The organism is Pseudomonas siliginis, from assembly GCF_024072275.1.
In the GTDB taxonomy this organism is placed as follows: Bacteria; Pseudomonadota; Gammaproteobacteria; order Pseudomonadales; family Pseudomonadaceae; genus Aquipseudomonas; species Aquipseudomonas siliginis.
Genome location: NZ_CP099598.1, coordinates 5,820,794 through 5,846,812, shown reverse-complemented (window position 1 = coordinate 5,846,812; position 26,019 = coordinate 5,820,794). Strand labels below are relative to the sequence as shown.

18 protein-coding genes are annotated in these 26,019 nt (G+C 58.9%); all 18 read left to right on the top strand.

The genetic code is table 11. The features are described from left to right. Nucleotides 1–11: 11 nt before the first annotated feature. The 18 genes from tssH to NF676_RS26825 all read left to right on the top strand — a co-directional run bounded on the left by tssH (nt 12) and on the right by NF676_RS26825 (nt 26,016). Nucleotides 12–2,669 carry a type VI secretion system ATPase TssH gene (tssH, locus tag NF676_RS26910; protein ID WP_252887021.1) on the top strand — a complete coding sequence of 886 codons (2,658 nt, stop codon included), beginning with the start codon at nt 12–14 and terminating at the stop codon, nt 2,667–2,669. A gap of 10 nt (nt 2,670–2,679) precedes the next feature. Continuing rightward, nucleotides 2,680–4,200, top strand: coding sequence for a sigma-54 interaction domain-containing protein (locus NF676_RS26905; protein WP_056790872.1), 1,521 nt, complete (start codon nt 2,680–2,682; stop codon nt 4,198–4,200). 297 nt (nt 4,201–4,497) lie between these two features. Continuing rightward, nucleotides 4,498–4,638, top strand: coding sequence for a hypothetical protein (locus NF676_RS26900; RefSeq protein WP_003229566.1), 141 nt, complete (start codon nt 4,498–4,500; stop codon nt 4,636–4,638). A gap of 18 nt (nt 4,639–4,656) precedes the next feature. Continuing rightward, on the top strand, nt 4,657–5,853 hold the full coding sequence (tagH, locus tag NF676_RS26895) for a type VI secretion system-associated FHA domain protein TagH (protein ID WP_016772508.1): 1,197 nt from the start codon (nt 4,657–4,659) through the stop codon (nt 5,851–5,853). 5 nt (nt 5,854–5,858) lie between these two features. Then, complete coding sequence (gene tssJ, locus NF676_RS26890) at nt 5,859–6,359, top strand: type VI secretion system lipoprotein TssJ (protein ID WP_016772509.1); 501 nt, start codon at nt 5,859–5,861, stop codon at nt 6,357–6,359. 2 nt (nt 6,360–6,361) lie between these two features. Then, nucleotides 6,362–7,693 (top strand): type VI secretion system baseplate subunit TssK, encoded by a 1,332-nt coding sequence (gene tssK / locus NF676_RS26885; RefSeq protein ID WP_016772510.1) that lies wholly within the window; start codon nt 6,362–6,364, stop codon nt 7,691–7,693. Between the two features lie 5 nt (nt 7,694–7,698). Further along, nucleotides 7,699–8,574 carry a type IVB secretion system protein IcmH/DotU gene (icmH, locus tag NF676_RS26880; protein WP_016772511.1) on the top strand — a complete coding sequence of 292 codons (876 nt, stop codon included), beginning with the start codon at nt 7,699–7,701 and terminating at the stop codon, nt 8,572–8,574. A 14-nt stretch (nt 8,575–8,588) separates the two neighbouring features. Then, a complete protein-coding gene (tssM, locus tag NF676_RS26875; RefSeq protein WP_056790861.1) occupies nt 8,589–12,128 on the top strand; it encodes a type VI secretion system membrane subunit TssM in 3,540 nt (1,179 codons plus the stop codon). Then, entirely contained in the window at nt 12,128–12,856 is a 729-nt protein-coding gene (locus NF676_RS26870; RefSeq protein WP_041476618.1) for a PP2C family protein-serine/threonine phosphatase, read from the top strand. Before tssM ends, NF676_RS26870 begins: the two co-directional genes overlap by 1 nt. Beyond that, nucleotides 12,853–13,854 (top strand): serine/threonine-protein kinase, encoded by a 1,002-nt coding sequence (locus NF676_RS26865; RefSeq protein WP_252887020.1) that lies wholly within the window; start codon nt 12,853–12,855, stop codon nt 13,852–13,854. Before NF676_RS26870 ends, NF676_RS26865 begins: the two co-directional genes overlap by 4 nt. A 28-nt stretch (nt 13,855–13,882) precedes the next feature. Continuing rightward, nucleotides 13,883–15,919, top strand: coding sequence for a type VI secretion system Vgr family protein (locus tag NF676_RS26860; protein ID WP_252887019.1), 2,037 nt, complete (start codon nt 13,883–13,885; stop codon nt 15,917–15,919). A gap of 5 nt (nt 15,920–15,924) precedes the next feature. Further along, a complete protein-coding gene (locus tag NF676_RS26855; RefSeq protein WP_252887018.1) occupies nt 15,925–16,944 on the top strand; it encodes a tetratricopeptide repeat protein in 1,020 nt (339 codons plus the stop codon). 18 nt (nt 16,945–16,962) lie between these two features. After that, nucleotides 16,963–20,100 carry a glycoside hydrolase family 19 protein gene (locus NF676_RS26850; protein WP_252887017.1) on the top strand — a complete coding sequence of 1,046 codons (3,138 nt, stop codon included), beginning with the start codon at nt 16,963–16,965 and terminating at the stop codon, nt 20,098–20,100. Then, entirely contained in the window at nt 20,075–20,656 is a 582-nt protein-coding gene (locus tag NF676_RS26845; protein ID WP_136493193.1) for a hypothetical protein, read from the top strand. Before NF676_RS26850 ends, NF676_RS26845 begins: the two co-directional genes overlap by 26 nt. Nucleotides 20,657–21,113: 457 nt before the next feature. Further along, entirely contained in the window at nt 21,114–22,508 is a 1,395-nt protein-coding gene (locus NF676_RS26840; RefSeq protein ID WP_150637146.1) for a TIGR01777 family oxidoreductase, read from the top strand. A gap of 9 nt (nt 22,509–22,517) precedes the next feature. Further along, nucleotides 22,518–24,968, top strand: a complete 2,451-nt coding sequence (locus NF676_RS26835; protein WP_252887016.1) for an alpha/beta fold hydrolase — start codon at nt 22,518–22,520, stop codon at nt 24,966–24,968. Further along, nucleotides 24,965–25,474, top strand: coding sequence for a hypothetical protein (locus tag NF676_RS26830; protein WP_236167776.1), 510 nt, complete (start codon nt 24,965–24,967; stop codon nt 25,472–25,474). Before NF676_RS26835 ends, NF676_RS26830 begins: the two co-directional genes overlap by 4 nt. 86 nt (nt 25,475–25,560) lie before the next feature. Then, nucleotides 25,561–26,016 (top strand): hypothetical protein, encoded by a 456-nt coding sequence (locus tag NF676_RS26825; protein WP_056790842.1) that lies wholly within the window; start codon nt 25,561–25,563, stop codon nt 26,014–26,016. Nucleotides 26,017–26,019: the final 3 nt, after the last annotated feature.

Here is a 26,019-nt window from a genome sequence, read left to right as displayed (position 1 = left end):
GGACGTGAGCCATGATCAACGTAGACCTGCAACAACTCATCCAGGCGCTGGACGCCGAAACCCGTCGTGATCTGGAACGTTCGGCCGAGCGTTGCGTCGCCCGTGGCGGCAGCAAGATCCTCGTCGAAGACTTGCTGCTGGGCTTGCTCGAGCGCCCGAACGGCTTGCTGTCGCGCGCGCTGCAAGATGCTGACGTCGACGCCGGTGAACTGACCGCTGCATTGCAGTCGCGGGTCGAGCACAGTGCTTCGCGCAACCCGGTGTTCGCCCCGGAACTGGTGCAATGGCTGCAAGACGCACTGCTGGTGGCCAACCTCGAACTGGGCCAGACCCAGGTCGAAGACGCGGCGCTGATCCTGGCGTTGCTGCGCAACCCGATGCGTTATGCCGGCAGCCGCTATCAACCGCTGCTTGCCAAACTGAACATTGATCGCCTGAAAGAATTTGCCCTGTCGCAACAGGAGCAACCGGCGGCCAACGGCAAACCGGCCGCACAGGGCGAATCGCTGTTGCAGCGCTTCACCCACAACCTGACCCAACAGGCCCGCGACGGCAAACTCGACCCGGTGCTCTGCCGCGATGGCGCGATCCGCCAGATGGTCGACATCCTTGCCCGTCGGCGCAAGAACAACCCGATCGTCGTCGGTGAGGCCGGTGTCGGTAAGACCGCCATCGTCGAAGGCCTCGCCTCGCGCATTGCTGCCGGTGAAGTGCCGCAGGTACTCAAAGGCGTTGAATTGCTGTCGCTGGACATGGGCCTGTTGCAGGCCGGCGCCAGCGTCAAAGGTGAATTCGAGCGTCGTTTGAAAGGCGTGATTGATGAGGTCAAAGCCTCGCCAAAACCGATCATTCTGTTCATCGACGAAGCTCACACCCTGATCGGCGCGGGCGGCAATGCCGGCGGTTCCGACGCGGCCAACCTGCTGAAACCGGCACTGGCCCGTGGCGAACTGCGCACCATCGCTGCCACCACCTGGGCCGAGTACAAGAAATACTTCGAGAAAGACCCGGCGCTGGCGCGTCGCTTCCAGCCCGTGCAACTGCACGAACCGACCGTCAGCGAAGCGGTGACCATTCTGCGTGGTCTGGCTCAGGTCTACGAGAAGAGCCACGGCATCTACCTGCGCGACGACGCGGTGGTGTCCGCTGCTGAATTGTCCGCGCGTTACCTGGCCGGTCGGCAACTGCCGGACAAGGCTGTAGACGTCCTCGACACCGCGTGCGCCCGCGTGCGCATCAGCCTCGCTGCGGCCCCGGAAAGCCTCGAGCGCCTGCGTGGCGAACTGGCTGAAGGCGGCCGCCAGCGTCAGGCCCTGCGCCGCGATGCCGAGGCCGGTCTGCTGATCGACCACGAAGCGCTGGAGGCGCTGGAAGCGCGGCTGGACGAAGCCGAAAGCGAGATGGTTGCGCTCGAGACCCTGTGGACTGAGCAGAAAGAGCTCGCCGAGCGTCTGCTGGAACTGCGTCAGCAACTGGCCAAGGCCCGCGAGGCTGCAGCTGTTGAGCCGACCGTCAGCGTGGAAGAAGACGCCGAAGGCACCGTGATTGAAACTCTGGTCGCCGAAGTCGAAGAAGGCCAAAGCGTCGAAGCGCTGGAAGCCCAATTGCATGAAACCCACGCCGCGTTGACGGCTGCGCAAGTCAAAGAACGCCTGGTCAGCTTCGAAGTCTGCCCGCGTCTGGTCGCCGAAGTGATCAGCGCCTGGACCGGTGTGCCGCTGGCGCAACTGGCCCGCGAGCACAACGCCAAGGTCGCCAGTTTCGCCACCGATCTGCGCACACGCATCCGTGGTCAGGAGCAAGCCGTGCACGCGCTGGATCGTTCGATGCGCGCAACCGCTGCCGGTCTGAACAAGCCTGATGCACCGGTCGGTGTGTTCCTGCTGGTCGGCCCGAGCGGCGTCGGCAAGACTGAAACCGCGCTGGCCCTGGCTGACCTGCTGTACGGCGGCGACCGCTTCATCACCACCATCAACATGTCCGAGTTCCAGGAAAAGCACACCGTCTCGCGTCTGATTGGTGCGCCACCGGGCTACGTCGGTTACGGCGAGGGCGGCATGCTCACCGAAGCCGTGCGCCAGAAGCCGTATTCGGTGGTGTTGCTCGATGAAGTCGAGAAGGCTGATCCGGACGTGCTCAACCTGTTCTACCAAATCTTCGACAAAGGCGTGGCCAACGACGGCGAAGGTCGCGAGATCGACTTCCGCAACACGTTGATCCTGATGACCTCGAACCTCGGCAGCGACAAGATCAGCGACCTCTGCGAAAACGGCGCACGTCCGACTGCCGAAGTCCTCGAAGAAACCATTCGCCCGGTACTCAGCAAACATTTCAAACCGGCGCTGCTGGCGCGGATGAAAGTGGTGCCGTACTACCCGGTGGGCGGCCCGGTGCTGCGCGAGCTGATCGAGATCAAACTCGGCCGTCTCGGCGAGCGCCTGAACCGTCGTCAGTTGGAGTTCAGCTGGTGCCAGAACCTCGTCGATCACCTGTCCGAGCGTTGCACACAAAGCGAAAGCGGCGCGCGCCTGATCGATCATCTGCTCGATCAACACGTGCTGCCGCTGGTGGCCGATCGTTTGCTTGATGCGATGGCGACCGGCGAAAGCCTCAAGCGTGTGCATGCCACGCTCGACGGCAACTCCAGCGTGACCTGCGAGTTCGTCTGAGGTGGGCGTGATGTTCACTCAGGTGCCGCAGCCGCTGGTCTATGCCGAAGCGTTGCTGGCGCAGTTCGCCAGTCTGTCGCGGGCGGCGGACAGTGCTGCGCTGCTGGGTGAATTCGTCCGTGGCCTGGCCGAGCTGAGTGGCTGCGAACTCACTCAGCTGTATCTGCTCGACGCCACCCACACTTGCCTGGGGATGAACGCCGAGTGCCTCGACGGTGCGTTGCAACCGCGTCAGGCGGCGAGCCTGCCAGCGGATTACAACGGCGAGCAACTGCTGCAATTCGCCCTGTGCCAGAACCGCGTGGTGTGCCTCGACGACCTGACCGGCAGCCTGCACGAAACCAGTTTTCTACCGGCGGCGAGCACGCCGTGGCAGTCGCTGTTGTGCGTGCCGCTGGTCAATCAGCACAAGTCGGTCGAGGGCTTGTTGCTGTGTGCCAGCCGTCGGCGTACTGACTTGCAGGGTTTTGCCGATTCCCTCGGCCAGCTCGGCTCGTTCGTGCTCGGCCAACTGCATCTGCTGCAACGCCTGCGTCAGCCAGCCGCCGAATCGGCCACCGCCACACGCAGCGTGCCGAGCATCAGCGGCTACGGCCTGATCGGCAAAAGCGCGGCGATGCGCCAGACCTATTCGCTGATCAGCAAGATCCTTCACAGCCCGTACACCGTGCTGTTGCGTGGCGAGACCGGCACCGGCAAGGAGGTGGTGGCGCGGGCGATCCACGATTGCGGCCCGCGTCGCTCCCAGGCGTTCATCGTGCAGAACTGCGCGGCGTTTCCGGAAAACCTGCTGGAAAGCGAACTGTTCGGCTACCGCAAAGGCGCCTTCACCGGCGCCGATCGAGATCGCGCAGGGCTGTTCGACGCGGCCAATGGCGGCACGTTGCTGCTCGATGAAATCGGCGACATGCCGTTGTCGCTGCAAGCGAAGATTCTGCGCGTGTTGCAGGAAGGCGAGATCCGTCCGCTGGGTTCTAACGACACGCACAAGATCGACGTGCGCATCATCGCCGCAACGCACCGTGATCTGGCGGCACTGGTCAGCGAAGGCAAGTTCCGCGAGGACTTGTACTACCGCCTCGCACAATTCCCGATCGAGCTGCCGGCCCTGCGTCAGCGCGAAGGCGACATCCTCGATCTAGCCCGGCATTTCGCCGAGAAGACCTGCACCTTTCTGCAGCGTGATCCGGTGCGCTGGTCGGATTCGGCGCTGGAGCATCTGTGCGGTTACACCTTCCCCGGCAACGTTCGCGAACTCAAGGCACTGGTCGAGCGCGCGGTGTTGCTCTGCGAGGGTGGCGAGTTGCTCGCCGAGCATTTTTCCCTGCGTCTGGAACCGATGCCCGAAGACAACAGCGGCCTGAATCTGCGCGAACGGCTGGAGCAAGTCGAGCGCACATTGCTGCTCGATTGCCTGCGCAAGAACGACGGCAACCAGACCCTCGCGGCCCGCGAACTGGGCCTGCCGCGGCGCACGTTGCTGTACCGCCTCGGGCGCCTGAATATCAATTTGGGTGACTTTGATGGTTGAGCTACAGCACTTCTTCGAACCCAACACATACCCTGTGGCTAGGGGATTTATCCCCGTCCGGCTGCGCAGCAGTCGCAGTCCGGCATATACGGTTTCACTGAGAGACCGCGCTGGCAGGTTTTGGGGGCGCTGCGCACCCCAACGGGGACAAGTCCCCTCGCCACGGGAGGTCGCCGTACCTCCAGGCTATGGCTCAAGGCCCCGATCTAGAGGCTTCGAGCCCACCTCAAAAACTTATTTCAGCGCCGCCCGCAAGGGTCGGCGCTTTGTGCTTTGTCTACACCTGGAGACCCTCTGATGTCTGTTCGTCACTGGCACGCTGTCCTGCTGACCCTCGTCGTTCTATGCGGCCTTGGCGGCTGTAGCGGCAATTACAAATTCAACGACAACGACTATCGCCCGTTGGGTGATCCGCAAGCGGTCAATCGCGGCAAGTGACCGCAAGGAGCATCAAACATGGAATTGGTTTTCGAAATGCTGAACACCAAGCAGTTCGTGCCCACCGAGCTGTGCCAGCGGACCTTCAAGCAGGCCGGCGGCGTGATCGGGCGCGGCGAGGACTGCGACTGGATCATCCCTGACCGCAAGCGGCACCTGTCCAATCATCACGCGATTGTCAGCTACCGCGAGGGCTCGTTCTTCCTCACCGACACCAGCAGCAACGGTGTCCAGGACGGCAGCAGCGGCGCGCGCCTGCACAAGGGCGAGCCGGTGCGCATCGAGCACGGCAGCACCTACATTCTCGGCGACTTCGAGATCCGTGCGCGGCTGGTCCGTGACCCGGCGACCTTCGACGGCGAAGTCGGCCGCCCGCGCGCCGCTGGCAGCATCATTCCGGACGACGCGTTCCTCGACCTCGACCCGCTCAACGCCCTCGAACAGCAAGAGCGCGTCTACTCGGAAATCGATGAGCTGCTGTCGCCCACCGCCAAGCCGGAAGACTCCCGTCAGCGTGCCGACTACGCGCGCATCGACATGGAAAGCCTGATGGTCCCGGAGCTGATTGCCGCCCCGGTCGAACCTGAGCCGGCGCCTGCACCGAAAGCCGTCGAGCGTCAGAGCGAAGGTTTCTGGGAACACTTCGGCGCGGCGCTGGGCGTCGACGTCAAAGGCCTCAGCCACGACGAACGCGAAGCGCTGGCGCTGAACGCTGCGCGGCTGCTGCGCCAGAGCATCGGTGGTTTGCAGCAGAGCCTGCGCACCCGCTCGGAGCTGAAAAACGAGCTGCGTCTGGCCCAGACCACCGTGCAGGGCACCAACAAGAACCCGCTGAAATTCGCCGTCGACCCGAGCGAAGCACTGCAAATTCTGTTGCAGCCAAGCAAGCCCGGCCATCTGCCGGCCGAGCAGGCGATCTCCCGCGCATTCCGTGATTTGCAGGCGCACCAAGTGGCGCTGCTGACTGCCAGTCGCGCCGCCGTACGCGGCACGCTGGAGCACTTCTCGCCAGAGCAACTGACCCTGCGTTTCGAGCGCGACAGCAAGCCATTGATTGCAACATCGGGTGGGCGCTGGAGAGCGTTCGGCCGCTATCACCAGGCACTGCGTCAGGACGATGACTGGAGCGAGCGTCTGCTGGCCCGCGACTTTGCCCAGGCCTACGAAGAACAGATCCGCCTGATCTCCACCCTCCACACCGACCACCAAGGATGATGCGCATGTCTCGCCGCTCGACCGCTTTTTTCAAGACGCTGACTGCGCTCACCGTGCTGGTGCTGCTCGCTGGTTGCTCGTCGCTGTCGCCGTACTCGAAAGTGACCAAGATCAACCTCAAGCTGACCGGCAGCGATCAGCTCAATCCGGACCTCAACGGGCGGCCGTCGCCGATCGTCGTGCGTCTGTTCGAACTCAAGCACCCGGTGACCTTCGAGAACGCTGACTTCTTCAGCCTCTACGAACGCGCCAAGGAATCCCTCAACCCGGACCTGGTGGCCAGCGAAGAACTCGAACTGCGCCCGGGTGAAACCGTGGAACTGAAACTCAGCGTGGAGGAGGGCAGCCGTTACGTGGGCATCCTTGCTGCCTATCGCGACCTGCCGGATACGCAATGGCGCCACACCGTGCAGATCACTCCGCTGGAACTCACCGAGGCTGATCTGACCCTCGATCAGGCCGGTATCCGCAATACCCAACAAGTGCTCGCCAAGGCGGATGACTGATCATGAACACCCATAAAGTCATTTGGCAGGAAGGCATGCTGCTGCGACCGCAGCACTTCCAGCACAACGATCGTTATTACGATCACCAGATGAAAACCCGCACGCAATTGCTCGGTGGCTACACCTGGGGTTTTCTCAATCTGGAAATCGACTTGCAGTTCCTCAACATGGGCAAACTGGTGATCAGTGAAGCCTCGGGGATTCTGCCGGACGGCAGCCTGTTCGAACTTGGTGGCAACACTGAGCCGCTGGCGCTGGACGTGCCGCCGAACACCGGCAACACGCCGATCTATCTGGCGCTGCCGCTGGTCACTGGCAACCACATCGAGGCCCGGCGCCCGGAGCAATCCGACGTGCTCGCGCGCTACACCGCGTATGACGCCGAAGTCGCCGACTCCAACGCCGGCGATGATTCCGCCAGCCAGGTCAGCTGCGGTCGCCCGGATTTCAAACTGTTGCTCGGCGAGCAGCAGAGCGATCAGGCCTACGTGAAGCTGAAAATCTGCGACGTGCTCGATACCACGCCCGACGGCGTGATCAGCCTCGACCCGGACTTCGTGCCGACCTACATTCAGGCCCACGCCTCCAGCTATTTGCTGTCGTGCCTGAAAGAAGTCATCAGCATGCTCAGCCACCGTGGCGACACCATTGCCGAGCGGATTCGCTCCAACGGCAAGGTCGGCGGTGCGGAAGTCGGTGACTTCATGATGCTGCAACTGATCAACCGCACCGAACTGCTGCTGCGTCACTATCTGGGTCTGGAGCAGGTGCATCCGGAAGAGTTGTACCGCACGCTGCTGACCATGCTCGGCGATCTGGCGACCTTCTCCGGCGAGAGCAAACGCCCGCGTCTGGACAGCCGCTATTCCCACGCCGATCAGGGCGCGAGCTTTCGCAAACTGATGGAAGCGATCCGCCAAGTGCTGTCGATGGTGCTCGAACAGCACGCCATCGAACTGATCCTGCAGGCGCGTCAGTACGGCATCATCGTCTCGCCGTTGCACGATCACAAACTGCTCGGCTCGGCCTCGTTCGTGCTGGCAGCCAGTGCCAACTGCGACTCCGAAGAACTGCGTCAGCGCTTGCCGCAGCACCTCAAGGTCGGCCCGGTGGAGCGCATCCGCCAACTGGTCAACCTGCACTTGCCGGGGATCAAGGTCAAACCGTTGCCGGTGGCCCCACGGCAGATCGCGTTCCACTCGAACAAAACCTATTTCATCCTCGAACTCAGTTCCGAAGACCTGGCACAACTCGAGCGCTCCGGCGGTTTCGCGTTCCACGTGTCCGGCGAATTCGCCGAGCTTGAACTGAAATTCTGGGCCATCAGGAACTGACCGACATGATCAAGGAAACGGATTACAACCAGGACGACAAAACCGTCCTGCTCGACCGTCAGGGCCACGGACCGGCATCGAGTCCGCTGACCGACTTCGCCGCGCCGCCGCGTTTCGAGCAACTGGAAGAACGCATGATCTACGCCGCGCGCCTGCGTCCGGCGGAGGCGTTCAATATCAGCCTCAACTCGCTGGTGGCGGCCTCGTCCGACCTGCTCTCGGAAGTGGTGCGTCTCAAGCACAGCGAGACCCGCGAAGACCTGTACGCGCTGAATGAGCGGCTGACCGCCGGGCTGAAATTGTTTGAAGTGCGAGCCCTGCACAACGGCGCCGAAAGCAGCCAGGTAATGGCCGCGCGTTACGTGCTCTGCACCGTGGTCGACGAAGCCGTCGTGACCACGCCGTGGGGCAACGAAAGCGAGTGGTCGCAGATGAGCCTGCTGAGCAGCTTCCACAACGAAACCTTCGGCGGCGAGAAGTTTTTCCAGCTGCTCGATCGGCTGTCGAAAAACCCGGTCAAGCACCTGCCGATGCTCGAACTGATGTACCTGTGCCTGTCCCTCGGTTTCGAGGGCAAGTACCGCGTGCAGGCGCGCGGCATGCTTGAGCTTGAAGGCATCCGCGACGCCTTGTACCGGCAGATCCGTCAGTTGCGTGGCGACGTGCCGCGCGAGTTGTCGCCGCACTGGGAAGGTCTCAACGATCAGCGCCGCAACCTGGTGCGCATCGTGCCGGCGTGGATGGTGGTGCTCTTTACTCTGGTCTGCCTGGTGGTGATGTATTCGGGCTTCGCCTGGGTCCTGAGCGAACAACGCGACACCGTTCTGCATCCTTATCAGCCGCTTGATCCAGCCGCGGTGCAACCGCAGGCGCAGCCGTAAAACAGGGACGTGTGATGAAAAAGTTTTTCAAGAAAGTCGGCGCCTTCCTGCGCCAGACCTGGGTCTGGACTCTGCTGCTGGTGCTGTTCGTGGCGCTGCTGGTGTGGTTCGTCGGCCCGTTGTTGGCGGTCGATGATTACAAGTTCTGGGAAAGTGCGACCTCGCGCCTGCTGACCATCAGCGTGCTGTTCCTGATCTGGGGCCTGACCATGGTCTTCGTCAGCTGGCGCGCCGGTATCCGCAAGAAAGCCGAGGAAGAAAGCGAGGACGGTCAGGACCGCATTCGCCGCGAAGAGCTGATCGACGAAGAACAGAAAGAGTTGAAGGCGCGTTTCAAGGACGCGCTGAAAACCCTGAAGACGTCGAGCCTGTATCGCGGTCGCAGCGAGCGCTGGCGCAGTGACTTGCCGTGGTACCTGCTGATCGGTCCGCAGGCCTCGGGCAAAACCAGCCTGCTGGACTTCTCCGGTCTGGAATTCCCGATCAACAAGATCGACCGCAAGCTGACCCGCGACACCCTCGGCACCCGTCATTGCGACTGGTATTTCGCCGATCACGGTGTACTGATCGACACCGCCGGGCGTTACACCACTCAACCGGACGCCGAAGTCGACGGCAACGCCTGGACAACCCTGCTGGAGCTGCTGCGCAAGCGTCGTCGCGGTCGTCCGTTGAACGGCGTGCTGGTGACCATTCCGGTGGAAACCCTGACCGGCGGCAGCGAGCAGGACATCGAAACCCTCGCACGCCAGGTGCGCAGCCGTCTGCAGGATGTGCATCAGAAACTGCACGTCGACGTGCCGGTGTATTTGGTCCTGAGCAAGGCTGACAAGCTGCTCGGCTTCGACGAGTTCTTCGATCAACTGACCCGCGAAGAAAGCGATCAGGTGCTCGGCACCAGTTTCCGCAAGGATCAGGTCGGCACCGACGTCACGGTCCTGCGCAACGAGTTCGAAGAGCTGCTGCGCCGCCTGAACAGCCAAGTGATCATGCGCATGCACTCCGAGCGCGACACTCAGCGCCGTGGCCGCATCCTCGACTTCCCGCATCAGCTCGGGCAGATCGGCGAGCGCCTGTGCCTGTTCGTCGACATGGCGTTCACCGGCAACCGCTATCAGCGCGCCACGCAACTGCGCGGCTTCTACCTGACCAGCGCGCCGCACCTGACCCAGGAAATGGATTCGACCACCGCCGGCATCGGCGCCAGCCTGGGCATGAACGCCGGTGTGCTGCCGACTCTGCGCAGCGGTCGTTCGCGATTCATCCACCACTTGCTCAGCCAGGTGATTTTCCCCGAGGCCGATCTGGCCGGTCTGGACAAGCGCGAGCGCAGCCGCATTCATTGGGGCCAGCGTGCGCTGTACGTCGGCGCTCTGGCGGCACTGGCACTGTTCGGCATGCTCTGGGCCGGTGGTTTCTCGGCCAACTACGAGCGTCTGGAAAACCTGCGCACGCTGGCGCAGAACTGGACCCAGCAACGCTCGGCCGTGACGCCGCGCGATGACGCCATGGGCGTGCTGAAAGTCCTCGACACCAGCTACGCCGCGACCCAGGTGTTCCCGAACAAGAGCGACGTGTCGTACCACGAGCGTGGCGGCCTGTATCAGGGCGAAGAGATCAACCCGGTGGTGAAAACCGCCTACGAGCGTGAGCTGGAAGCGCAGTTGCTGCCACGGGTGGCGACCATGCTCGAGGGGCAGATCCGCGCCAACATGAAGGACCGCGATCGCCTGCTCAACAGCCTGCGCGCGTACCTGATGCTGAACATGAAGGATCGTCGCGACGCGGCGTGGCTCAAGGACTGGGTCGCCACTGACTGGTCGCAGCGCTACACCGGCAACACCGCTGTGCAGAATGGACTGAACACGCACCTCGAGCGTTTGCTCAAGCAGCCGTTCATCTACCCGCTGAACGATCAACTGGTCACGCAGGCGCGTCAGGTCCTGCGCAGCGAGTCGTTGGCCAACGTGGTTTACCGCATGCTCCGCGAGCAGGCGCGCAACCTGCCGGACTACCGCTTCAGCCAGCACCTCGGCCCGCAAGGTTCGTTGTTCATCGGCACTGAATACGTGATCCCGGGTTTCTACACCCAGCAGGGTTATCAGCAGTATTTCTCGGTGCAGGGCGCGGCGCTGGTCACCGACATCCTGCGCGACAACTGGGTGCTGGGCGAAGGCGCGGGCATCAGCGACATGGATTTGCGTCGCCTGATGGTCGAGCTTGAGCAGCTGTACTTCCGCGACTACGCCAACTACTGGAGCGAAGCCGTTGGCCAGGTCGCACTGCCACCGATCAGCGACGCTGGCGAAGGCGCCGAGCAACTGGCGGGCCTGACTTCGGCCAACTCGCCGGTCCTCGCGCTGCTCACCGAAGTGCGTGAAAACACCCGCTTCGAAGCCGCGGCTGATCCGGTCGATGAAGCCGGCGAAGCCGCCGATGCGCTGGCCGGGCAGAAAGGCAAACTGGGCAAGGTCGGCAAACTCGCCGCCGCTGCCGCCGACAAGGCTTCGGCGCTGAACGTGGCGAAGAACCTGCCGGACACCGCGAAGAAATCCCTGCAACGCCGCTTCGAACCGCTGCATCGTCTGCTCGACGACAACAACGGCCCGGGCGCCGACCTGACGCCAGCGTTCAGCGCACTCAACGACCTGCAACTGCAACTGGCCGGTCTGGCCCGTTCCAGCACGCCGGAGCAAGCCGCGTTCGAGATGGCCAAGACGCGCATGAGCGGCCAGCGTGATGCGCTGACCAACCTGCGCAATGCCTCCGGTCGTCTGCCGCGTCCGCTGAGCGTGTGGTTCAACGTGCTGGCCGAGGACTCGTGGCGTCTGGTGCTCAACGATGCCTATCAATACCTGAACGGCCGTTATCAGAACGAGCTGTACAGCGTGTATGGCAAAACCATCAGCAAGCGTTATCCGTTCAGCGCCAGCAGCACCAGCGACGTGGCGATCAGCGACTTCCGTGAGTTCTTCCGTGCTCAAGGTACCGTCGACCGTTTCTTCGACAGCTACATGCGTCCATTCGTCAGCGGCGATCCGGGCAACTACCGCATGCGCAGCGTCGACGGTCACAGCCTGCCGGTATCGAAGGTCTACCTCGATCAGATGGCGGCGGCGCAGACCATTCGCCAGAGCTTCTTCTCGATCAACCCGGCCGAGCCGACGGTGCAGTTCAAGCTTGAGCCCTACACCCTCGATCCGGCGGTCAGCCGCTCCGAATTCAAGTTCGGCGACAAGACCATGGAATACCGTCACGGCCCGATCCTGCCGATGACCTTCAAGTGGCCGACCGATGCTGAAGACGGTCGCACCAGTCTGGTCATGGACAAGATGGCCGGGCGTCCGATCGGGATCGAGAAAAACTCCGGCCCATGGTCGCTGTTCCGTCTGTTCGACCTGATGCAGACCGAGTACCTGAACGGTCGTGACGTGCTGGTACTGAAAGCCGACGTGGGCGGCCTGCGCGCCAACTACCTGCTGACCAGCCAGCGCACGCCGAATCCGTTCGACATGGGCGTGCTGCGCACCTTCCGTATGCCGGTGCAGCTCTGATGCTGGTGGCCAGTCCCTGGCGCAGCGCGGCGCGTACCGACCCGGGCAAGGTGCGGGCGCGCAACGAAGATGCCTTCCTCGACTCGCCGCAGCATGGGCTGTGGGTGGTCGCGGACGGCATGGGCGGTCATCAGGGTGGCGACATCGCCAGCCAGTTGATCGTCGCCAGCCTGGCTGAGTTGCCGCAACACGAGGACTTCGACGAACGCCTCAAAGCCATCCGCCAGTGCCTGCACTGGCTGAACCGGCGCTTGGGCCAGGAGTTGACGGTCACTGCCGGACGCCACGACAGCATCATGGGCAGCACCGTCGTCGCGCTGCTGGTGGAAGGCAATCGCGCGGCCTGCATCTGGGCCGGCGACAGCCGTTGCTACATGTGGCGCGGGCAGCGGCTGTATCAGCTGTCCAAGGACCATTCGCTGCAACAGCAGCTGATCGACGAGCAGCAAATGAGCGTCGAACAGGCGGCAGCGCACCCGGCGGCTCAGGCACTCACCCGAGCCGTCGGCGCCGCCGACACACTGACCCTGGATGTGCTTGAACTCGAGGTCTATCCGGGCGATGTGTTCTTGCTCTGCAGCGATGGTTTGTATCAGGGCCTGAGCAGCGATGCCCTCGGCAACGCCCTCAGCCTCAGCGCGCCGCATGTCGCGCTGGAACGTTTGTTCGACGGCGCTCTGCGGGGCGCCGCGCGCGACAACCTGACTGCCGTGGTGATCCGCCAATGAGTGAACTCGAATCGCCCATCGATGACCTGCTGATCAACGAAGAGCAGGCCAACAATCTGACCTACTTCGCCTTCGCCAAGGAGAACAAGGCAGAGCCTTTGCTGGCGCCGACCAAGGCCAGCATCGGTGCGCTGCCGGATGTACTCGCCGGTCGCTACCACCTCGAGCGTCTGCTCGGGGCCGGTGGCATGGGCGCCGTTTACCGGGCGCGGGATCTGCTGCATGAGCAGTTCGGCGATCCCGATCCTTACATCGCGCTGAAAATCCTCAGCGAAGAATTTGCCGAATCGCCGGACGCCAGTGCCTTGCTCTACAGCGAGTTCGCCCTGACCCGACGCCTGCGCCACGACAACGTCGTGCGTGCACACACCTTTGAAGTCGACACCGACTGCCAGCGGGCCTTCATCACCATGGAATACATGCGTGGCCTGACCCTGGACAAATTGCTCTGCGAGCGGCCTCTCGGCCTGCCGTGGCAAGAATTGCGTGACATCGTCCTGCCGCTGCTCGACACGTTGGCCTACGCCCACCGTCGCGGCGTGCTGCACGGTGATCTGAAACCGAGCAACGTCATGCTCAGCGAAGACGGCCTGCGCCTGTTCGACTTCGGTCTGGGGCAGGCAGAGGAGGGCACCTTGCCCGGCCTGCCGCACCTGAGCCGCGAGCGTTTCAACGCCTGGACCCCGGGCTACGCCGCCCCCGAACTGCTTGAGGGCCAACCATTGTCGGCCAGCGCGGACGTGTACGGCGTGGCCTGCGTGATCTATGAACTGGCGGGCGGCAAACACCCGTTCCGCCGCTTGCCCTCGACCCAGGCCCGCGACGAGCACCTGGAGCGCGAGCTGCGCGCCCCAGCGAATCTACCCCAGCACGGCTGGCAAGCGCTGCGAACCGCGCTGAGCTTCAACCCGGCAGAACGCACCATCACTGCCCAACAATTGCGTGACGCCTTGGGCGCCACTTCGTCCTGGCTGCAACGTCTGCGACTTCGGGCGTAACGGATGACATTCGAACAGGGAGCACACGATGTTCAACTCAGCTAACGAAACCCACTTCAGCCTAAAGGTCGAAGACTACGTCGGCGACCTGCAAGTGCTGTCGTTCACCGGCACCGAAGGCATCAGCCAGGCGTATCGCTTCGACCTCGAACTGGTCAGCGAAAACCCCGATCTGGACCTCGAACAACTGCTGCACAAGCAGGCGTTTCTGGCATTCGATCCACAGGGCTCGGGCATCCACGGGCAGATCTACCGCGTCGCCCAGGGCGATGCCGGCAAGCGCCTGACCCGCTACAAAGTCTCGATCGTGCCGCAACTGCAATACCTGCATCACCGCACCAACCAGCGCATCTACCAGCAGATGTCGGCGCCGAAAATCATCGCGCTGATCCTTGAAGAGCACGGCATCAAGAGCAACGCCTACAGCTTCCAGCTCAGCCAGCCGTGCCCGGATCGCGACTACTGCGTGCAGTACGACGAAACCGACCTGCATTTCGTCCAGCGCCTGTGCGAAGAAGAGGGCATTCACTACCACTTCCAGCACAGCGAAAAGGCCCACCTGCTGGTGTTCGGCGACGACCAGACCGTGTTCCAGAACCTTGGGCAGCCAACCGCCTACGTGCAGGGCAGCGGCATGGTCGCGGACGAGCCGGTAATCAAAGCCTTCAAGTTGCGCTTGGAAACCCGCACCACGCGCACCACTCGCCGAGACTACGACTTCGAAAAACCGCGCCTGCGAATGGAAGCGGCGTACAAACCTGACGGCGACAGCACCGAGCCGGATCTCGAAGATTACGACTACCCCGGCCGCTTCATCGACCGCGCGCGCGGTAAATTCCTCAGCCAACGCGCCCTCGAACGCCATCGCGCCGACTACCGCCAGGCGGAAGGTCGTGGCGACCAGACCAGACTGGTCAGCGGTCACTTCATGGAAATGTCCGACCACCCGCGCAGCGAGTGGAACGACCTGTGGCTGCTCACCGAAATCTTCCACGAAGGCAAACAACCGCAAGTCCTCGAAGAAGGCGTGACCAGCGACACCACCGACAACAAAGACGACTTCCACCAAGGCTACCGCAACACTTTCCTCGCCACTCCGTGGGACGTGTTCTACCGCCCGGCCCTCGAACACCCGAAACCGCGCGTACTCGGCAGCCAGACCGCCATGGTCACCGGCCCCAAAGGCGAAGAAATCCACTGCGACCAACACGGCCGCATCAAAGTCCAGTTCCACTGGGACCGCGAAGGCCTGGCCGACGACAAAACCAGCTGCTGGCTGCGCGTCTCCAGCTCCTGGGCCGGCGACCGCTACGGCGCCATCAGCATCCCGCGCATCGGCATGGAAGTCCTCGTCACCTTCCTCGAAGGCGACCCCGACCAACCGCTTGTCACCGGCTGCCTGTACCACAAGGAAAACCCGGTGCCGTACGCACTGCCGGCGAACAAGACCCGCAGCGTCTTCAAAACCCTCAGCTCCCCGGGTGGCGGCGGCTACAACGAACTGCGTATTGAAGACAAGAAAGGTGCGGAGCAGATCTACATTCATGCGCAGCGTGACTGGGATGAGAACGTTGAGCATGACCAGAAAATTCGGGTCGGTAATGAACGTCATGACACGGTGGTGAAAAACACCTACACCGAGCTGAAGGCAGAAGAACACCGCACGACGATTAGCGATCGCAAGATTGAAGCGAAGCTGGATGACCACCTCACGGTTGGGCAGAACCAACATGTGAAGCTGGGGACTGCGCAACTGACCAGTGTGGGGAAAGAGATACACCTCAAGGCTGGGGACAAGATTGTTATTGAGGCGGGGACAGAGCTGACCGTATTGGGTGGCGGGAGCTTTATCAAGCTCGATGGCGGTGGGGTTACGGTGGTTGGGCCGGTGATCAAGATCAATGCGGGTGGTTCGGCTGGGTCGGGGACTGGCATTGGGATTAAACCGCCGGTGCTGCCGGGGGCGGCGGATAAGGATAAGGCGGGGAGTTTGATGGATCAGGCGTTGTTGAATGCACCGCCTGAGAAAGTTAAACCGAAGGCTTTTTTTGTGTTTTCCGAGTGATCGACATGAATCGTGTTTTGAAGAAGAGCAATGGCATCGCGATAGCGGTTTTCACCGCGTCGCTGTTGAGCCTGTTTCATGGCAGCGCTTATGCGGATGAATGCCCGTCCGAGGATTTTTCCCAGTTTCTGCCGGCGTTTTCTGCGAATGCCGAAACTCAGCAGCGGTGGACTGCGATGACGGTGAAGTCGCTGGTTTTGAAACCGGTGGGAGATCATGGGGTTTTTGAGCCTAAAACGATGGGGCTTACTAGCACCAATTTAGCGTTTCCGTTGATGGCGCCTGTAGGCGCGGACAAGACTGAAGGCGTAGAGGTTGAGGAGATTGACGATAATCATTTCAACGTAGTGGATAAGCGAGCAGGTAATAGCAACATCAAGATTTTTAATTTTTCTCGCCAAGCGTGTTGGGTGCTTGAGGGGGTTGAAGATTGGTCGATCAGTGAGAAAGATCTCGTAGAGACGAGCAAGCCCCGCATGAGCGAGGCAGAGAATTTTTGCTTTCAACGTGCAGAGGCCTTTAGAGGCCTAGGGGGGCTGGAGCAGTACCGACTCACAGGTGAGTTGTTTGAAGCTTCCTTGGAAAACTATCTATGCGCAGCCGCTTCCGGTGATCCCCAGGCTAGTTTGAATGCAGCAAGCTTGAGTCTTTCCGGAATGGCTCCGCAGTTGCAAACGGAGAAGGTTGAGCAGCTATTCAAGGCAGCAGCGACCACTCTGCCTGAGGGGGCGATGAGCCTCTCGTTGTTTTATTGCGATGGAAACAACATTTCCTCCAATGGCCCTTGCCAGCATCCAGCACAGGCCGAGGAAGCGCTGACGCAAGCGGCCCGTATGGGAAGTGCTTTTGCGATAAATGCACTCGGGCGTGCCTTTGAAACTGGAGAGCTGGTAACGAAGGACATGTCCCGGGCGGTTGCGTGCTACCAAGTGGCTGCCAAAAAAGGCAGCAAAGGGTCTATCGCACATTTGGAACGTCTAAATAAACAGACCGCTGAAATTACTAAAGCGAGCTATTGCTACTGATTATTGCAGGAAGCAGAAATGACAGAGCCACTAGATTTATCAAGTAACTATACGAGTGCTAACTATAGATATAAGGAAGGAGGAGATGGTTTCGTCGTAGAAAATGGCAAAAAAATCGTCGATTGCTCTCATATGGTAAACCTGTTGCTCACAGGCGCTGGATATCAAGTTCCTTACCAGAATACGGCGGGGCTAAATAGTGCAGCCGCACTTCAATACTATGATGTAATTAGTCCTGCTAATGTGAGGCGAGGAGATATCGTACTCTGGATTAACGTAATCTCTAATCGAGATAATAAAACGCTAAATCATACGGGTATCGTAGAGCACTATGATAGTACGCTGGACTCTCAATATGGTGAGTTTTTTGGGGCGCAAAGCTCTGGTCCAGCTACTGCAAAGTTTGGTGCCTATAGCAAAGCATATTTTTGGCCAGTCCCTACAAAATTTCTAAGGGTTAAGGAATCGACTCGGACGGGGGAAGGATCCGCACCTGCACCTGCACCTGCACCGGTAGAATCTACACCATTAATGAATTTTCAGTACCCGTTTAGAAAAGCGGACGGATCGCAATTTAAGGATGCTGAAGAAATCTTTAAAGCACTTGAGAGTGAAAGCTCAGGTAACTTTTTACTTGGGAATCATGGATTTTGGCATGGCGGTATTCATATCACGCATAAGACTGCTCCGCAGTGTGTGAGAGATGAACCTATTCGTTGTATTGGAGATGGTGTCGTCGTAGCCTATCGGTTGAATGAGGATTATTTAAAGACTGAGTTTGAAGGTTCGAGTACTACAGAGGAATTGAAGTACTCAAATTCATTCTGCCTTGTCAAGCACGACTATAAATCACCACCTAATAAAGAGGTCGTGCCCAATACTAGTAATGAACTCGTATTTTATAGCCTGTATATGCATTTGCTACCATACCAGAGGTACGCGGATGAACCAGAACAGACGGGCCATCAGAAAATAAAGATGATCGCAAGTGGGTTTAAAGCTCGAAGCGATGTTGCTGGTGCGACTGGCTGCATCGAATACGGTTCGATTTCTGCTGGAACTCAAATTGAAATACTTGAAGAGCACTCTGATCACATCCACGCGAAAGGCAAACTAATTAAAGGTACAGTAGGTGGACGCACGCCAGGACAGGATTTCTGGTTCGCCTACAAGCAAAACGGTGTTGCATACCCAAGAGGTGATGGCAGTGCGAGCTGGAAAGCAATAACTGCACCGGAGCGAAAGAAGCCAGATTATTGGAAGGGCAAGGTCAGAGCTATAGTTACCGGCTCTGGGCTTACCTTAAGGGTAGCCCCCTCACCGCAGAGTAACGGCGCTTTAGCTGGGGCTGCAATGAGACAGGTAAATAGTCTGGGGCAAAACGAAGATTTAGTACTTTGTACAAATAGCGTAATAGAATTTGATAGTGGGAAAGTTTTTAGCCTGAAGATTGGCTCTAAGTCATACAAAATGGCGGAATGTTGCTTCGTGCCAAGTACTTCTGGCACTGCAACCGGTTTGAAAAGCCATTCCACTCCTGTCCCAGCAACTTTTTGGGCTTGTGTTGAAAAGCCTTATGTTCAACTGCTTGGATTGATTCCTACGGAGTTTGACAAGGTCGTAGCTATGGATACGGCAATTAAGGCAGGTGACGTAATCGGCTTTCTTGGTTTAAATGAAACATTGGCAGGTCCTGATGGAGGGGTTTCGAGAAGTTATCAAGTCCATGTGGAAATTTTTTCGGCAGATCCGAGAATTGAGGATTTCTTGAAAAACAAGGCAGCAGTGAAGCAAGGAAAGCAATACTTGCACTTGCCAGCGAATACAACTTTGAAAAGTAAGCCCCCTCTAACTGGGGTTGTGACAATTTCGAATGAAACCTTTGTGGAGCTTGGGAAAACTGTTATCTATAAGGACCCTGAAGAGTGGTACGAAGTAACCGTAGTTGATGAATCAGAAAGCAAATCGGGTTTGCTCAAAAAAGAAGGGGCGGAGCTTATTGCTCAGCACGACTGGGAAAAACTAGGCTTTCGCGTCGTTAAGGAATCAAATTCAAATTCTGATGGTTTTCTGGATCCTGATGATATGCCAGAATTCTTCCAGACCTTATATAACGACTTGGATCGATTTGGTAACAGAGATCAAAAAGTCACTCCCGAAGATTTCCCGATTGCACTCAAGAATATTGAGTTCAGGGATCATTGGTCAAAGCTCATTGCATATCACCCTACGGAGTGGAAATCTAAGTCGGACTCTTCCAAATGGGCGCGGCTGGATACATTGCTGGAGAATTACCCATCTGTTCTAAATCACGAAAAAGAACGAATAGATAGTTTAATATTTTGGGATGATTCAGTTATACAGTCTAAAGGCTTAGGTGATGGCGTTTTATGGCATTTTCATCCAATTGCATTTCTTGGTAATCAGATCGGTAGTCGCGGAAAAATAAAGATCACCGTCGAGATGTTAAAAAGGGTATTTGAAGGACTAAAAAATACCTCCGAACAAGATGTCTTATTGGCGGAAGTTGCCACCCAGCTAAATGAAAACTGTGAAAGATATAAATTAGATACTCCGTTGAGGTTGAGTCACTTTTTTGCTCAGGTAAGGCAGGAAATTGGATCGAAGTGCGCGGTGGTAGAGGACTTTACCTATGGAGTGCCTGGCCTAAAGGGTACATTTAAGTATTTTAGGGATCACCCTGATGAAGCAACACTTTATGGATATCCAGGATCTAATAAATATGTGTCTCACGAAAATCAGATCGCGATAGCGAATCGAGCATATGGCGGGAAATTAGGTAACGGCAATATATCGTCTGGTGAGGGGTGGAAATATCGTGGTAGAGGTCTTAAACATTTAACGGGTAAAGCAAACTATCAAGCCTTTAAGGATTATCATAAAACGTTCTGGGATGAAGAAGTTGATTTTGTTGGTCAGCCGGATATCTTGCATACACAGTTTAAATACTCTGTTCGTTCGGGTGTTTATTTCTGGCTTAAAAACAATATTTTTGTAGAAGCGGATAAGGGTGATGCGGACGAAAACGTAGATGCTGTTACTCGTATTATTAACAGAGATACTGATAGTTATGATGAACGTCGGAAGCATTTCCAGAGGATATATAAAAATGAAAAAATATTTGAAACTGTCTAAAATTCGTTGCATTTTTGCGATGGTCATAAGCTTGGTCGTATCCAATGTGTTAGCAGATGCGGCACCTACATTGAGTGAGTTTCATCCAGCGGTCGTGGCTTCAGTAGGAGAAAAAAAGATTGCAGTGTTCTTTTTAAAAAATAGTCTGAAAAAACTGGTGAACGGAGAGTATGTTGCTGACGCCGAAATATATTATTCTCCGATTGGTTCAGATAAAACATTTTTCAAATATGTTTGGAAAGTTGAGGGTGATCAAATTGCCTCCGTCTTCTTCTACGATTGGAAATCTCCGGAGCGACGCGGTAAATCAATGTATGTCTTGGTGAAGAGCAAGCTGTCTGACTCCGCGTTTGATGGTTTTTCGTATTCAGTCATGGAGCTTCCGCTCAGGGTCGATGGTGAAAACGCTTCATTGCTCTATTTCACAGGTGACCCATCTGATCCAGCTTTGGAAAACTGCAAGGATGGAAAGGACTTAGTTTCTGGAGCGAAGGTGGTTTGCAGTTATAAAGACGCTGCAAGTATTAAAAAATATTTTACCGCGCAGGATAAATGAAATTTCGAAGTCGCATATGGGTTCGGCTTTGTTAGTTTCGTGCGATGGCTATTTTATCGTTGAGCATGAGTAAATCTGCCCCGTTTGGGTGAAATGGAGACATGGGTGAAATGGGGACAGTGAAATGGGGGCAGACCACGATTTTAGCAATTACCCGAAAAACGCGGTCTGTCCCTATTTCTTTTATGGTCTGTCCTCTTTTTCTTTTAGCCTGTTATCAAATGGCGGCTGACAAAGGTGACCAGTTGGGCGTCTTCAACGTGGGGCGATTGGGATCGTCAGCCACGGCGCCGATCAAAGCCAGCCACTGCATTTGAATTTCGAGGGGCTGTTTGAGGCGGTTTTTGCAAAAGTTTTGTCTGAATCCCTCACGCTAAAACGTTTAACGCTTGAGCATCTGACGACCGCGATTTTCCTTTAAACTCCTCACCCCCAAGGAACGCGCTCAGGACACGGAATGCCAGCCTCTTCTTCCTCGCTTCGCCCAGCGTTGGTGCTTTGGCTATATGCCGCTGCGATCACGCACATCCTCGCCGGTCTTACCCTGACCTGGGCCGGTGACTCCGGCTTGCTCGATGGCTACCTGCAAGTCCTCGAACTGTCGTTCTGGGATGCCGATGCGGTTCCCACCGCCGGCCACGAACAACAAGTCTGGTGGCTCGCGCTGTTCGGCGCGACGCTGCAAAGTTATTCGCTGTACATGCTCGCGCTGGTGCACTTGGGCAATCGCTTGAAAGCCCCGGCAATCTGGGGCTGGTTGAGCGCCGGCATCCTGTTATGGGCGCCGCAGGACATGTGGCTCTCGGCGCAACAACAGGTCTGGTCGCACCTGTGGCTCGACGGTTTTGCGTTGCTGGTTTTACTGCCACCGTTGTTTTGGCTGTATCGGCATGACCGCCGAAACTCCCCTTCAGTAAAGACTCCGAGCCAATCCAACCCGTTTGCCGGCGGCGCTTTCAAGCGTGTGCTGATCACTGGCGGCACCGGGTTTATCGGTGAAGCCTTGGTCAACCAACTGCTAGACGCCGGCCATTCGGTCAGCGTCCTAACGCGCGATCCGTTGGACGCGGCCAACCTGTTCAACGGCCGCGCTCGCTGTGTGCATTCGTTCAGCGAGCTCAGCCACGACGAAGCCTTTGACGTAGTGATCAATCTCGCCGGCGCCCCTGTCGCCGGCCCGCGCTGGACTCCCAAACGTCAGGCGCAACTGCTCGCCAGTCGAGTCGGCACCACCGAAGCGTTGATAACCTGGCTGAAACACACCAAGCACAAACCAACGCTATGGATTCAAGCATCAGCCATCGGTTTCTACGGCGTGCGCGATGCCAGCGAAAGCCTCGACGAACACGCCAGCAAGGGCGATGGCTTCATGGCCGAACTCTGCGCGCGTTGGGAAGCCGCCGCGCAACCGGCCACCGAGTTTGGCGTGCGTCAGGTGGTGCTGCGTCTCGGTGTGGTGTTCGGCCCGGGCGGTGCGTTGACGCCGCTGCTGATGCCGTTACGCCTGGGTTTCGGCGGGCGCATGGGCGACGGTCGGCAGATCATGAGCTGGGTGCATCGCGACGATGTGCTTCAGGTGATCGCGCGGGCTTTCAACGACGACACTCTACGTGGCATCTACAACATGGTCGCGCCCGAAACGGTCAGTCAGGCCGCGTTCGCCGAGCAGGTCGGCAAGGTCCTCAAGCGCCCGGTGTGGTTGCACATTCCCGCCGCGCCAGTGCGTGCATTGGCGGGGGAGATGGCGCAGTTGTTCTTCGACGGTCAGCGCGTGGTGCCGCAGCGTTTGACCGAGGCCGGCTACACATTCCGTTATCCAACTCTCGACGCCGCTCTGCGCGATCTGACCTGAGTGCCGCTCATGAGCAAGCCCTTGATGTACCTGCTGGCCGGCAACGGCAGCGCCGCCGATTGGTGGGACGACGCGCTGCCGCACTTCCAGCGCTACGAAGTCGTGCCGCTGGAGTTGCCGGGCTTCGGCGCGAATCCGCAGCCGCCTTGCGAGGATCTGGCGGACTACGCGCAGACTTTGTTGGCGATGACGCAGAAGGGCAGCGCGATCATGGCGGTCGGGGTCAATGCCTTGCTGGTGCTGCACGCGTTGCAACGTCGGCCCGGGCACTTTTCCCGCAGTGTTCTGTTGGCGCCGGTTGGGGCATTTTTGTGGCAGCGGCGCTTGCCGGCACTGATGTCGCCGCTGCCGATCCGCAAGACCATCCACTGGCTGCTGTCGAACAAGCCCACGCTGTTCGCGCGCAAGTTTTCCAACCAGACCTGGACGCCTGCGCAGTACCAGCGCATGGGCGCCGGTTATGCGCGCTGCCGTGCGTTTGTGCCGCACTGGGATCTGATTCGCGCCGATACCGCGTTGCCACTGCTGGAGTGGATCACCGATCCGGTCGAGCTGGTCTGGGGCGATCAGGACGCGGTGCTCGGCATCGAGCAAGCGGCGGCGTGGTCGGCGATTCTCGCCCGCGCAGATCTGACCATCAGCCTCAAACCCGGTTGGGGTCATTACCCGTGGATCGACTCGCCCGCGCAGTTCGCGCAGTGGCTGGAGTCGGGCGAGCGCGGGTTTGTCGCGCACACCAAGGGCGGGCGTTTGCGCTTGGCTGAACTGGCGGGGCAAGCGGTACCGGCAGCACTGACGCTCAACGATTGCAGCGATCCGCGCCTGCCGGCATTTCTCGCTGCTCAACCTGATGTGACCTGGGCGGTGCGCTCCTCCAGTTATGGCGAGGATCAGGCCGATTCGGCGAATGCCGGTTTGAGCATGACCTATCTGCGCGAGCCGACCGCCAATGTGCCGAAACGCATTGCCGAACTGACGGCCGAAGGTGTCGAGGAAGTGGTGGTGCAGCGCTTCATCACCCCGGTCGTTTCCGGCATCGCTTTCGTGCGCCATCTCTCGGTAGAACTTGAGTGGGTGGAAGGCCATCTCGAATCGCTGGCCGACGGTCACGTCAGCCCCTCGCAGGCAACGCTTTCGCGGCTCGGCGATGCTTGGCGCAGCGGCACGTTCACGCCATCCCATGGCTTGACCGAAGACCTGCTCTGGCACTTTCTGCAAGACGTGTTGCGCGTGTTCCACTACGTGCCTGGCGACGTCGAATGGGCCTGGGATGGCGCGCAACTGTGGCTGCTGCAATACCGACCGATTAGCGATTACGGCTGGCGCCGCCACCTGACCGCCGCCAACATCGCCGAGATCTTGCCGTCGCAACCGAGCGTGCTGGTTGAGTACGCCCAGCGCCGCGCGGCAGCGAGTATCCCGGCGATCATGGCGCGCTGGGATGCGCGGGTGTTGCAGGATAACGAGCCGTTTACCGCAGTGTTCGGCGGTGCGTCCTACATCAACAATGATCTGTTTCTCGCCCGGCTGGCCGACTGGGGCATCAGCGCCGATAACTACGCTGGTGAAGTTGGCGGGGCGACTCCGCATCTGCCGTGGCAACCGCTCAAAATGCTGCGTTCGTTGCCGCTGTTTTTGCGTATGCAACGCAGGGCTCGCGTCCATTTGCTGAACCTTGAAAATGGCTTGCAGCGCTTCGATCGGGAGCTGGCCGAACTTGTCGCCCAAGGCGCCGATGGCCAACAACTGGCGGACTGGTTCACCCGGTTTTACGTGTTCGTGGTGCAAGGCAATCTGTGCATTGCCACGGCGCTGGCCAGCAGTGGCGGTGATTGGCTGGGCCGCCCGCCGACCGCTTACGACAACCTTGAAAACAGTCCGCATCGATTGCCGTGGGAAACCGATCCGGCCACGCCTCGGCCTGCGTCGAGCGAACTGCCGCTACAGCCATTCCCGCAATGGCCAAATCTGATCCGCTTCGCGCATTCGAGCGGCCTGCCGGGCCTGCGTGGCTACTACCTGCAAGTGCGCGAGTGGTATCGCGACAACCTCATGCGAATCTTCTTCCGTCTGCACCACGCCATGCCGCTGGCGGATCGCGAGCACTGGTTCGCACCGCATCCCGACGTTCGCACCCGAGACGGCAGCTTCTGGCAGGACGGTCGCGAAGGTGCGGAGCTGGCCACCGGGTTCATGATTTATCCGGGGCAGGTGCAAGGCATCCTCGGCGCCGACATCCTGCTCGAAGACACCCTCGATCCGGGGCGGCATGCGCACTATCAAGCGGCGCAGGCGGTGATTGCGCGAATGGGCGGGCGCTTGTCGCATGGCTCGACGTTGTTGCGCGAGTTGCGCAAGCCGTCGGCAGTGATACCGCAGGTGGATCCCGCGTGGGTGGGGTGTGAGGTGTTGTATCGGGATGGTGAGTTGGAATTGATCAATTCGAAGGATGCGAAGTGAAACGATTGCTGGTGTTATGTGTGAGTTGGTTGCCGATAGCGGTTATGGCGGCAGATGTTTGCAATCAGGAAACTGACTCAAAATATTTCTTATCGCAATGGTCGCAAAGCGGTGAACATCCGGAAGACATACTTTCCAGTCTTGATGGAAAAGAATTTTCTATCGATCCGGGCCACGTGGTTTTTCGCGGCGATCTAAATGGCGATGGCATCGAAGACTTCATCTTCAATTCCCGCGTCGGCATTGGTTCATCAATGGATAGCACATTTGCCTTCCTGATCCAGTGCCGTGGTTATTTGAGGTATTCGGGCGGCGATTACTTCGCCGGGGTCAAAGTTCTGGACGGCCCACCCAAGGGGGGAGGTAAGTTCAAGGACATCGAGATCTACTCCTACATCAGGGACAGGCACGGGCGGATTCGCTACAAGGGTGAAAAGGCCATGACACGGCCACATCTGTGGCAATTCGACCCGCAGACACAGCGTTATGAAGGGCAGGCTGAGTAAGCCGACGGTCCCCGCTGCATTTACGGAGTTACTACGTGAAAGGATTTTCGGTTCTTCTCGGCAGCTTGATATTAGCTGCCGCGTCCATGGCATTCGCTGCCGATCCAACCTTCAAGGATTACACCGTCACGCCAGTTTTCACCGGCCCCAACCATAAGCTGGTGCCGCAAGAAAACAGCAGCCCAATGATGGATCAGGCACGGGTGCAAGCCCTGAAAGGCAAGGTCAACTTCGCCGGCCATTACATCCTGCACAGGCTCGGCTGTGGCGGCAGCGCCATTTGCGGCGAAGTGCTGGACGCTCAGACTGGGGAAGTCGTTGGTGGTCTACCGAATGCTTACGACGGCAGCTCGTTCGGCATGGTTTTCCAGCCCGACAGCAGCTTGATTATCGTGTCCGGCATCACGCTCGACGGCGAAGAAGATGCGCAGGGGAATGCTTTGGAGAGCGGCAACCGGGATCGTTACTACGAGTTTGTGAGCAACGAATTCCGGCTGCTGAGCATGACCGACGTTGAATCGTCGCCGATGGATGAGGAGTGAGTG

What these genes read in the sequence shown, in the direction of transcription:
- NF676_RS26825 (WP_056790842.1), top strand. Translation starts at nt 25,561, where the DNA reads ATGGCATTCGCTGCCGATCCAACCTTCAAGGATTACACCGTCACGCCA.
- tssJ (WP_016772509.1), top strand. Translation starts at nt 5,859, where the DNA reads ATGTCTCGCCGCTCGACCGCTTTTTTCAAGACGCTGACTGCGCTCACC.
- icmH (WP_016772511.1), top strand. Translation starts at nt 7,699, where the DNA reads ATGATCAAGGAAACGGATTACAACCAGGACGACAAAACCGTCCTGCTC.
- NF676_RS26855 (WP_252887018.1), top strand. Translation starts at nt 15,925, where the DNA reads ATGAATCGTGTTTTGAAGAAGAGCAATGGCATCGCGATAGCGGTTTTC.
- tssM (WP_056790861.1), top strand. Translation starts at nt 8,589, where the DNA reads ATGAAAAAGTTTTTCAAGAAAGTCGGCGCCTTCCTGCGCCAGACCTGG.
- NF676_RS26905 (WP_056790872.1), top strand. Translation starts at nt 2,680, where the DNA reads ATGTTCACTCAGGTGCCGCAGCCGCTGGTCTATGCCGAAGCGTTGCTG.
- NF676_RS26840 (WP_150637146.1), top strand. Translation starts at nt 21,114, where the DNA reads ATGCCAGCCTCTTCTTCCTCGCTTCGCCCAGCGTTGGTGCTTTGGCTA.
- NF676_RS26835 (WP_252887016.1), top strand. Translation starts at nt 22,518, where the DNA reads ATGAGCAAGCCCTTGATGTACCTGCTGGCCGGCAACGGCAGCGCCGCC.
- tssK (WP_016772510.1), top strand. Translation starts at nt 6,362, where the DNA reads ATGAACACCCATAAAGTCATTTGGCAGGAAGGCATGCTGCTGCGACCG.
- NF676_RS26850 (WP_252887017.1), top strand. Translation starts at nt 16,963, where the DNA reads ATGACAGAGCCACTAGATTTATCAAGTAACTATACGAGTGCTAACTAT.
- NF676_RS26870 (WP_041476618.1), top strand. Translation starts at nt 12,128, where the DNA reads ATGCTGGTGGCCAGTCCCTGGCGCAGCGCGGCGCGTACCGACCCGGGC.
- NF676_RS26845 (WP_136493193.1), top strand. Translation starts at nt 20,075, where the DNA reads ATGAAAAAATATTTGAAACTGTCTAAAATTCGTTGCATTTTTGCGATG.
- NF676_RS26900 (WP_003229566.1), top strand. Translation starts at nt 4,498, where the DNA reads ATGTCTGTTCGTCACTGGCACGCTGTCCTGCTGACCCTCGTCGTTCTA.
- tagH (WP_016772508.1), top strand. Translation starts at nt 4,657, where the DNA reads ATGGAATTGGTTTTCGAAATGCTGAACACCAAGCAGTTCGTGCCCACC.
- NF676_RS26865 (WP_252887020.1), top strand. Translation starts at nt 12,853, where the DNA reads ATGAGTGAACTCGAATCGCCCATCGATGACCTGCTGATCAACGAAGAG.
- tssH (WP_252887021.1), top strand. Translation starts at nt 12, where the DNA reads ATGATCAACGTAGACCTGCAACAACTCATCCAGGCGCTGGACGCCGAA.
- NF676_RS26860 (WP_252887019.1), top strand. Translation starts at nt 13,883, where the DNA reads ATGTTCAACTCAGCTAACGAAACCCACTTCAGCCTAAAGGTCGAAGAC.